Consider the following 8,843-nt stretch of genomic DNA (forward strand, 5'->3'; position numbering starts at 1 on the left):
GGTGAGGAGGAGTCCATCCCATTGGGTAAGCGAAGCGCACCCGCGGAAGCAGCGCGAAGCGGTGCCGGGATTATAAGTCCGTTCGTTAGTTACTCGAATTTTCGACAGAAAGAGTGTCAAATGGCGAGGTAAGCTATTTAGTTGTAAGGGGGATTGAAATGCATGCGATTGAATTTGAGACAGATATTCAGAATGGGGTAGTTAAAATCCCCGATGAATATGCACATTTAAAGAACAGACATGCCCGAATCGTTGTTTTGTATGAAAATACAACGGAGGAGGAGAGCTCCTCTGTTAAGCAATTTGGAATAGATTTTACCTCTGTGAAAGCTCCGTCTCTGACAGCACATGACGGCGTTGAATACCAAAGGAATTTGCGGGATGAGTGGTAGCTATCTCCTCGATACCAATGTCTTCATTAATGCCATTGGACGTCAGTTGTGTCTGCCAGCTGCCCATTACGCCTTTTCTGTCATCACTGAGCTTGAGCTTCTGGCCTTTCCCGGTTTGCTCCCAGAGGACGAGCAGGCGATTAAGGTGATATTGGCCCAGCTAACAAGAGTGGAACTGGATCAACAGGTCAAAAACGAAACCATCAAGGTACGACGAAGTACTCAAATGAAACTGCCGGATAGTATTATCTCTGCTTCCGCATCTGTAGCAGCAGCAACGTTGGTCACAGACGACGTTAAGTTAGCAGATAAACATGCTGGCAATGTGATTTCGCTTGATACTCTCCTAAGCCGTTAAATATTTACCTGCGTGTGGCAATTATTGATACCAGGGCGCGTGCGATGCTCTTGGGAGTCGTTCCGCCGCCTCCCGCGGGTGCCTCGAAACGCTCGCTGAACTCGCTTTCTCGTTACCACGCGCTACGAGACCTATACTCCTGACGATTCACGATTCACGATTCACGATTCACGATTCACGATTCACGATTCACGATTCACGATTCACGATTCACGATTCACGATTCACCANCCAACTCAATCCCGCAAACTCATAATCCGCCATTGGCGTTCTTTGGCGATTTCGCGCAGGGTGTCGTCGGGGTCGACGGCGACGGGGTGCTCGACTATTTCCAGCAGCGGCAAATCATTGTGCGAGTCGCTGTAGAACCACGCGCCTTCCATGGTCAGGTCTTGATCTTCCAGCCACTTTTCTAAGCGGGTGACTTTGCCTTCGCGGTAGCTGGGAATGCCCGAAACGCGCCCCGTGTAGCGGCCCTCTTTGACCTCCGGGTTCACCGCGATTAAGTGATCGACCCCCAAACGTTCGGCAATTGGGGCGGTAATAAAGCGGTTGGTGGCGGTAATAATCAGCAGCGTGTCGCCTTTGGTGCGGTGGCGTGCCAGAAGCTCTTCTGCTTTGGGCAGAATATTGGGCTCGATTTTGCTGGCCATGAACTGCTGGTGCCACGCCGAAAGCTGTTCAGGCGAATTGTCAGCCAGCGGTTTAAGCGCCATCTCCAAAAAAGCAGCCATATCCAGGGTGCCCGCGTTGTAATCAGCCATGAAGCGCTCATTGGCTTCCCGGTAGGCAACCGGGTCGACTGCCCCTTGTTCGAGTAAAAACTCGCCCCAGGCATGATCGCTGTCGATGGATAGCAGCGTATTATCCAAATCGAATATGGCCAGACTCACGGCGCTCCCCTTTTTTAGTCAGTGGATAGTAGACAGTCGCTAGTGCCCTAAAGACGCTAGTTAGGCAAATAGCGGACGCGGATTATCGCAGAGTCGCCATGTCATTCCCACCAACGCACGTTCTTCGCTCCATGCTGATACGCAACCATTCGTCACTTAGCGTTATATTGTATTGATACGCTTGTCACCCTTGTGGAAAAATGGGGACAACTGAAAATTTATTAAGGTGATGTCCGTGATCGACGCTGACGGCTTTCGCCCCAATGTTGGCATCATCATTGCCAATAGCCAGGGGCAGCTGCTTTGGGCGCGTCGGGTAGGACAAAATGCGTGGCAATTTCCCCAGGGGGGCATCAATGCAAGCGAGACGCCACAACAAGCACTTTTTCGTGAACTTTACGAAGAGATCGGTCTAACCGCCGACGATGTTGATATTGTTGCCTGCACCCGGGGCTGGCTACGCTACCGTCTGCCACGACGTATGATTCGCACACATTCGCGTCCGGTCTGTATAGGCCAGAAGCAAAAGTGGTTTTTACTTAAAATCCGTTGCCAGGAAAGCCAGATCTGTATGACGGCAACCCCATCCCCCGAATTTGATGGGTGGCGGTGGGTGAGCTACTGGTACCCGCTAGGGCAGGTAGTGCCTTTTAAACGAGAGGTATATCGGCGCGCGCTGCGAGAGTTGTCTCCCCGCGTTCAGCGTCTGGCACAGGATGACGATTAGGGCGATTGGCCGCTGCCCAGGGTAGGGCGGCAGCAGTCTGCCAGGAAATTCCTCAGCGAGGCAAATAATAGTGAAAAGTAAAACGTCCATGCTTGAGGTGCTGCGCCGTGTGATTCAGGAAGTGAACGGCGCGCGCACCCTCGACGCCGCGCTGTCCACGATGGTACGCCGAATTCGTAAAGCGATGCAGACTGATGTGTGTTCCTTCTACCTTTACGACAAGGAGCTTGAGTCGCTGGTATTGATGGAGACCATTGGTCTGCGCACCCAAGCCGTAGGGCGCGTAGTACTGCCGTTAGGCGAAGGCCTGGTGGGCTTGGTGGCCAAACGCAGCGAGCCGCTTAACCTCGAAGACGCCCAGACCCACCCGCAATTCCGCTACTTTGAAGCCACCGGTGAAGAGCGCTACTCCAGCTTTTTGGGTGTGCCGATTATTCACCAGCGCCACATGCTGGGCGTATTGGTGGTTCAGCAAGCCGAAAAGCGCCGCTATGACGATGAGGACGAAGCCTTTCTGGTCACTATGGCCGCGCAGTTGGCGGGTGTGCTGGCGCATGCTTTAGCCACGGGCAACCTGCTGCGCCCGGCGCTTGCCGGAGGGCAGGCAATGTTTAAAGGCGTTGCTGCCTCGCCTGGCATGGCCATGGGCGAAGCGGTGGTGATTACCCCGCCCGCCGATTTAAACAGCGTGCCGGATCTGATACCCCGCGATCAGGATTATGAGGTCGCCCGCCTAAAAGAAGCCATTGGCAAAACCCGCAACGAAATTCGTGCCGCGGCCGAACGCTTGGCAAGCCGGATCTCTGCCCAAGAGCTGGCACTGTTCGATGTTTATCAGCAGATGCTCGGCGAAGCCGCGCTGGCTGATGAAGTGGAAAAGCGCATTCGCGAAGGCCAGTGGGCACCAGGCGCTCTGGCCGATGTAGTGCGTCGTCACGTCCAGTATCTGGAGCGGGTAGACGACAACTACCTACGCGAGCGAGCGGCTGATATTCGTGATCTTGGCCGCCGGGTACTTGCGCATCTGCAAGAAGATACCCCATCCACGCCGGAAACCTACCCCGATAACGCTATTCTGGTCGGTGATGAGATCAGCGTGGCCATGCTGGGTGAAGTCCCCCGCGAAAAGCTCAAAGGGCTGGTCTCGGTACGCGGCTCCAGCACGTCCCACGTGGCGATTGTCGCCCGGGCCATGGGCATTCCTACGGTGCTGGGCATGATGGATTTACCGCTGCCGCGCCTAGGCGGGGCGCCGGTGGTGCTGGATGGTCACCGTGGTCGCCTGTTTGTGCGCCCAGCGCCTGAACTTACGGCCCGTTATGAAAGTCTGATCGCCGAAGAAGAGGCGCTCAGCGAACTGCTTGAGCACGAGCAGGATCTGCCCAGCGCCACGCCCGACGGTCACACGATGCCGCTTATGGTCAATACCGGGTTAGCGGTAGATGCCACCGCGCTGCTTAAAAGCCGTATCGGTGGAGTGGGCCTCTATCGAACCGAAGTGCCGTTTATGATTACCGAACGCTTCCCCGGCGAGAAAGAGCAAACCAAGCTTTATCGTGAGCAGCTCGAAGGCTTTGCCCCGTTGCCGGTGGTGATGCGCACATTGGATATCGGCGGTGACAAGGATCTGCCCTATTTCCCCATTGAAGAGGCGAATCCGTTTCTAGGCTGGCGCGGTATGCGGGTAACGCTGGATCACCCGGAAGTGTTAATGGTGCAACTGCGCGCCATGCTCAAAGCCTCGATCGACCTGGATAACCTCTACGTTCTCTTCCCGATGATTACCAACGTCGAAGAGGTCGATGAAGCGCTGCGCCTGCTGGATCGCGCCATTCTAGAGCTGGGCGAAGAAGGGATTACTGTCGTCAGACCTAAAGTGGGCGTGATGATTGAAGTGCCCGCCACTATCTATCAAATGGACGCGCTGGCGAAGCGAGTCGACTTTTTCTCTGTGGGCAGCAACGATCTAACCCAGTACTTGCTGGCGGTAGACCGTAACAACCCGCGCGTATCGAGCCTTTACGATGCGCTGCACCCGGCGTTGCTCGGCGCTCTGCTGGAACTTGCTAACGATGCGACGCGGCTCGATAAGCCCATTTCGCTCTGTGGTGAATTGGCCGGAGACCCGGCTGGAGCGCTGCTGCTCATGGCCATGGGCTTTACCAGTCTTTCCATGAATGCGCCAAGCCTGCCCAAAGTGCGCGCGGCCATTCGCCGGGTGCCGTTCAGCGATGCTGAGCAGTTGCTCAAAGAAGTGATGGAGCTAGACACCCCTGCCCAGGTGCATACCCATCTAGAGGGGCGCATGGATGAGTGGCAGCTATCGCATCTGATGCCGCCCCGTGACTAAGTTCTTTATGCAAAGCCTAGGGTGTAGATTCAAGCGAACTGCTGGGCAACGCTAAAGAGGTTTCACCCTCAAAGCGCCCCAGCGGCCCAAAGCGCTGTTCGGTAACTTCGATGTGCCCGTCGCTATCCAGAGTGAGCCACGAGGTGGCGCGGGTGCCATAGCGTTCGCCGACAATAAACGCCGCTGAAAGCTGGCGCTCCAATTCAAGCCCCACGCCGGTATCCGGCAACTCCTCGATAGCCGCTTCTTGTGGATTTTGCATAGCGCGCTGAACGCCACTAGGCCATGCCTGGAACGGGTCTGGCTGTAAAAGAGTGTGCTCAAGCGCAGTGCGTACATGTAGAAGCTTTGGCCAGGGTGAGTTGAGATCAGCGTTGGAGAGGCCATGAACCCCGGGAGCTACCTCAGTGAGAGCCAGGCGATCTCTGCTGCGGTGTAGGTGCCAAAGCCGTTGGGGCGTGGCGACCAATAAATTAAAGCCCGCGTAGCGCATTGCCTCGCCCTGGCTGAGCGCAGTTAGCCACGCTTCTATATCGCTACATTGCAGGGCATCGGCGACCAGCTCCCCCCTGCTTGGCGCGCCGGGTGGTGTGCCCAATTGCGGGTCACGTACGTTGGTTAACGCGGCCACTACACCGCCGCGCTTGGCTGCCAGCCACGAGCCACCGGCCTCTAAATCGCGGCCACCGACAATGGCCGAGTTATCTTGCCACTCACCCAGCGGCGCGGTGGGGCGCGCATGGAACTCATCACGGTTACCCATTAGCCGCAAAGGCATGGGGGTGCCGGGTTGCCAAGCAAACGATATCAAGCACATAACAAACTCGCAGGCGATAAGGATGAAAAACGTTCAACGCAAGAGCCGCATGACAGTAACGAAGCGTAGACGTACACTGACATTAGTATCATGTTTGTAGCATAAATCGTCACACCGAATGGGTGTGGGGCCTTAAACAGCGGTCACGTTATCAGCGGCCATACGGCCAATAGGAAGGCGAGATCATGCAGCGCTATCAAAGGGAGCACTTTTGGAATGCCATTGTTTGGCCTCTGCTGTGGCCACTGCTGCTTGTGCAAGCAGCATTAATCGTGCTCTGCGTGGTGGTTGGCGCCATGATGTGGTGGATGTCGCCCAGCTACGTCTCTTGGAGCACCATGTTGTGGCTAATGGCGGCGCTGCTTATCGGCAGCAGTTTGAATGTCGGCGCCTTCCTGATGTTGGTTAAAGCGCATGCTCGGCGTCAAGATAATCGCTTTATGCAAGAACTCACCGAGCTTGAACGGCACAGTCAAGCACTATGCGCTACCGCTGCGCTTTCACTGCCCGAGCATAAATGTTCCCCGCCGGATGTCGCTGATGAATCTCATCTACCCCTTCAGCGGCTGGCCAGCGTTAATGAAATCCTCGCCGGTCTTGAGCGCTGCATGCACTGCTCCCAAGTGGCCACTGCCGCTACTAAGAACACCCGGCAGGAGCATGAGCAAACCTTGTTGGACGACCTTCACCACCAGCAACGGCAGCTCAAGCACTTGATCGCCGGTCGAGAAAGGGCACGGGAAGAGTCACGATTAAAATCAGGCTACTTAACGCTGCTGCAGCGTGAAACGGATAGCTTGTTAGACCATTTAAACAGCATGGTTGATAAAGAGCTCACCGATAACGGTGGGCAAAATATCATGGAAGTGTATGAGCATCTATCGGATATCCGCGCGCTACTGACCAATCTTGTTCAACAAAGCGCTGAGGGAGGAGTTGAACCAGGTTCTGAACAAAATTCTTTGAGTGGTGAGGCACAAGGGAGGAGTGGTGATCGCCCGGGGGCGCCGCGCACTTTACGCGTATTGGTCGTCGACGACGGGCCGGTAAATTTGATGCTGGCCCGGCAGATGCTGGAAACCCAGGGCCTACAGGTGGAAGGCGCTAGCAGCGGTGAACAGGCGTTGGAACGCCAGCAAAACGCGATTTTTGATCTGGTATTTATGGATATTTTTATGCCCACTCTGGACGGGCTCGAAACCACCCGGCGCTGGCGCGAGTACGAGCGCAATCATGGCGTTAGTCAAAGCGTGTTGGTCGCACTAACGGCCAACGTCGACAATGCCGGGCGCGACGCCTGTCTAGCCGCCGGTATGGATGACTTACTTGCCAAGCCTTACCAACCCCAAACCCTCATGAATATGATTGCTTACTGGTTTCCAGGCACGATTGAAGCGGTTCTGTCTGAATGACCATCGTCACGGCGCTATCGATTTATTTAACCTTAGGCGCCGTTGCGGGCACCATGGCAGGTGTATTTGGCGTGGGCGGTGGGCTCATTATCGTTCCTGTCTTGGTCTTCGCGTTTGGTCTGCAGAACATCGCCTCTGAAATTGTCATGCATTTAGCCATTGGCACCTCTCTCGCTACCATTCTCGTCACCGGTTCATCGTCCACCCTTGGCCATTATCGGCGCGGCAGCATTCACCGTGGGTGGCTTACAGCGCTGCTGCCTGGCTTAGTATTAGGTTCCATCGCTGGGGCGTTTATTGCCGACAACCTCTCCGGCACGGCGCTGGGAACTATGTTTGGCATCTTTGTTCTACTCATTGCCGCCAAAATGGTGTTTGGATTAACGCCTAAGCCGGGCAGTGCCTCGCCCGGCAAATGGATAATGACGCTCGCCGGTGGCGTGATCGGCGCTGTTTCTGCACTGTTCGGGATTGGCGGAGGCGCCATGACAGTGCCGCTACTATCACGCTGTGGTGCCAGCATGACTCAGGCGGTGGGCACGGCAGCGGCGGTAGGGCTACCCATCGCGCTGGTGGGGGCTCTGGCGTTTATCGTGGTGGGCTGGGGTAATCCGCTGCTGCCCGCCTGGACGACTGGCTTTGTTATGTGGCCAGCGTTTTTCAGTATCGTGGTCACCAGCGTTCCATTTGCCCGCTTAGGCGTTAAACTTGCCCATGTTTTGCCCGCTCATGTGCTACGTCTCTCCTTCGCGTTACTGCTGGCAGTGGTAGGGGTGCGTTTCCTGCTCACCTAGTCTGTGACCGTTTTACGTGCTGAGTGGGCGTCTTGCATATTTCCTTTGGTCAGATTAGAGAGTGTAAATGATTAATTACCCAACGATTGACCCAGTGGCTATCTCCTTGGGGCCGCTGCAAGTCCATTGGTATGGCCTTATGTATGTGGTGGGATTTGTCGCCGCCTGGTGGCTTGGCTGTCGGCGCGCATCGCGTATTGGTCTCAATAATGACGATATTGGTGATTTGCTCTTCTACTGCGCCATCGGTGTCGTGGCTGGAGGGCGCTTAGGGTACGCACTGTTCTACGGGCTAGGACAGTGGACAGCCGACCCGCTGTGGATCTTCCGCGTATGGGATGGCGGCATGAGCTTTCACGGCGGCCTACTCGGGGTGCTCCTCGCCGCCTGGATATTCGCTCGGCGTAAGCAGTTGGCTTTTTTAACGCTCACCGACTTTATCGCTCCTCTGGTGCCGATTGGCTTGGGTGCCGGGCGTATTGGTAACTTTATTAATCACGAGCTACCGGGCCGCATGACCTCGCTTCCTTGGGGCATGCCGTTTCCCGGCATGGGGCCTGAGCCGCGTCATCCATCAGCACTCTACGAGGCGTTGTTAGAAGGCGTCGTGCTGTTTGCCATTCTGTGGTGGGTCTCCGCCAAGCCGACCGCAAGAGGCTTTTTATCCGGGCTGTTTTTAGTCTGCTACGGCGTGTTCCGCTTTATGGTCGAATTTGTCCGTATGCCCGACGCCCACATCGGTTTTATCGCCTTCGGCTGGGTCACCATGGGCATGCTGCTCTCGCTCCCCATGATCGCGCTAGGCCTCGTCATCATCGCCTGGTCACGCTCCCAGCCTGTGGACGTAAAACTTTCAAACTAAAGCACCGCGGTGCTGTTAATTGGGCGCCAAGCGCTACAGGAGTTTGCTTCCACACAGTCGTGTGCATGCGTGATTTAGTAGCGCGTGGTAAGCCCCAGGCGCACCCGCGAAAGCATCGCGAAGCGGTGCCGGGGTTTGGTTATGTGCCACTGGGCGTCGTCCCGACGCCTCCCGCGGGTGCCTCGTTTGCTCGTTCCTCGCAGACTTGTTACCCAATGGGATGGACTCCTCCTCACCC

Annotated in this window: 9 protein-coding genes; 7 read left to right on the forward strand and 2 right to left on the reverse strand. The window is 55.9% G+C overall.

Features of this window, described 5'->3' with window-relative positions; translation table 11 throughout:
* Nucleotides 1-158: 158 nt before the first annotated feature.
* The gene (locus HZU72_RS23320) at nucleotides 159-392 is read left to right on the forward strand and encodes a hypothetical protein (protein ID WP_180096331.1); all 234 of its coding nucleotides are present in this window, start codon (nucleotides 159-161) and stop codon (nucleotides 390-392) included.
* Nucleotides 382-750, forward strand: coding sequence for a PIN domain-containing protein (locus tag HZU72_RS23325; protein ID WP_180096332.1), 369 nt, complete (start codon nucleotides 382-384; stop codon nucleotides 748-750). The genes HZU72_RS23320 and HZU72_RS23325 overlap by 11 nt, the downstream gene beginning before the upstream one ends.
* A gap of 236 nt (nucleotides 751-986) precedes the next feature.
* Here HZU72_RS23325 and HZU72_RS23330 read toward each other — a convergent pair whose 3' ends face one another.
* On the reverse strand, nucleotides 987-1,643 hold the full coding sequence (locus HZU72_RS23330; RefSeq protein WP_009288657.1) for a histidinol-phosphatase: 657 nt from the start codon (nucleotides 1,641-1,643) through the stop codon (nucleotides 987-989).
* 235 nt (nucleotides 1,644-1,878) lie between these two features.
* Here HZU72_RS23330 and rppH point away from each other — a divergent pair, with 235 nt between their 5' ends.
* Both rppH and ptsP read left to right on the forward strand, forming a co-directional pair.
* Nucleotides 1,879-2,370 (forward strand): RNA pyrophosphohydrolase, encoded by a 492-nt coding sequence (gene rppH / locus HZU72_RS23335; RefSeq protein ID WP_174788086.1) that lies wholly within the window; start codon nucleotides 1,879-1,881, stop codon nucleotides 2,368-2,370.
* An 88-nt stretch (nucleotides 2,371-2,458) separates the two neighbouring features.
* A complete protein-coding gene (gene ptsP / locus HZU72_RS23340; RefSeq protein WP_039860909.1) occupies nucleotides 2,459-4,720 on the forward strand; it encodes a phosphoenolpyruvate--protein phosphotransferase in 2,262 nt (753 codons plus the stop codon).
* 16 nt (nucleotides 4,721-4,736) lie between these two features.
* On the opposite strand, the gene HZU72_RS23345 is transcribed toward ptsP, so the two are convergent.
* On the reverse strand, nucleotides 4,737-5,537 hold the full coding sequence (locus HZU72_RS23345) for an NRDE family protein (protein ID WP_022519682.1): 801 nt from the start codon (nucleotides 5,535-5,537) through the stop codon (nucleotides 4,737-4,739).
* Between the two features lie 185 nt (nucleotides 5,538-5,722).
* On the opposite strand from HZU72_RS23345, the gene HZU72_RS23350 reads away from it, so the two are divergent.
* The 3 genes from HZU72_RS23350 to lgt all read left to right on the forward strand — a co-directional run bounded on the left by HZU72_RS23350 (nucleotide 5,723) and on the right by lgt (nucleotide 8,605).
* Nucleotides 5,723-6,949, forward strand: a complete 1,227-nt coding sequence (locus HZU72_RS23350; protein WP_180096334.1) for a response regulator — start codon at nucleotides 5,723-5,725, stop codon at nucleotides 6,947-6,949.
* A complete protein-coding gene (locus tag HZU72_RS23355; RefSeq protein ID WP_041157937.1) occupies nucleotides 6,946-7,743 on the forward strand; it encodes a sulfite exporter TauE/SafE family protein in 798 nt (265 codons plus the stop codon). Before HZU72_RS23350 ends, HZU72_RS23355 begins: the two co-directional genes overlap by 4 nt.
* Before the next feature lie 67 nt (nucleotides 7,744-7,810).
* Nucleotides 7,811-8,605 (forward strand): prolipoprotein diacylglyceryl transferase, encoded by a 795-nt coding sequence (gene lgt / locus HZU72_RS23360; protein WP_009288662.1) that lies wholly within the window; start codon nucleotides 7,811-7,813, stop codon nucleotides 8,603-8,605.
* Nucleotides 8,606-8,843 lie beyond the last annotated feature (238 nt).

The sequence above is a fragment of the Vreelandella sedimenti genome, from assembly GCF_013416325.1.
In the GTDB taxonomy this organism is placed as follows: domain Bacteria; phylum Pseudomonadota; class Gammaproteobacteria; order Pseudomonadales; family Halomonadaceae; genus Vreelandella; species Vreelandella sedimenti.

Bases quoted from the DNA above. Each gene is read 5' to 3' on its own strand.
- HZU72_RS23320 (WP_180096331.1), top strand. From the start codon at position 159: ATGCATGCGATTGAATTTGAGACAGATATTCAGAATGGGGTAGTTAAA.
- HZU72_RS23325 (WP_180096332.1), top strand. From the start codon at position 382: ATGAGTGGTAGCTATCTCCTCGATACCAATGTCTTCATTAATGCCATT.
- ptsP (WP_039860909.1), top strand. From the start codon at position 2,459: ATGCTTGAGGTGCTGCGCCGTGTGATTCAGGAAGTGAACGGCGCGCGC.
- HZU72_RS23345 (WP_022519682.1), bottom strand. From the start codon at position 5,537: ATGTGCTTGATATCGTTTGCTTGGCAACCCGGCACCCCCATGCCTTTG.
- HZU72_RS23350 (WP_180096334.1), top strand. From the start codon at position 5,723: ATGCAGCGCTATCAAAGGGAGCACTTTTGGAATGCCATTGTTTGGCCT.
- HZU72_RS23355 (WP_041157937.1), top strand. From the start codon at position 6,946: ATGACCATCGTCACGGCGCTATCGATTTATTTAACCTTAGGCGCCGTT.
- lgt (WP_009288662.1), top strand. From the start codon at position 7,811: ATGATTAATTACCCAACGATTGACCCAGTGGCTATCTCCTTGGGGCCG.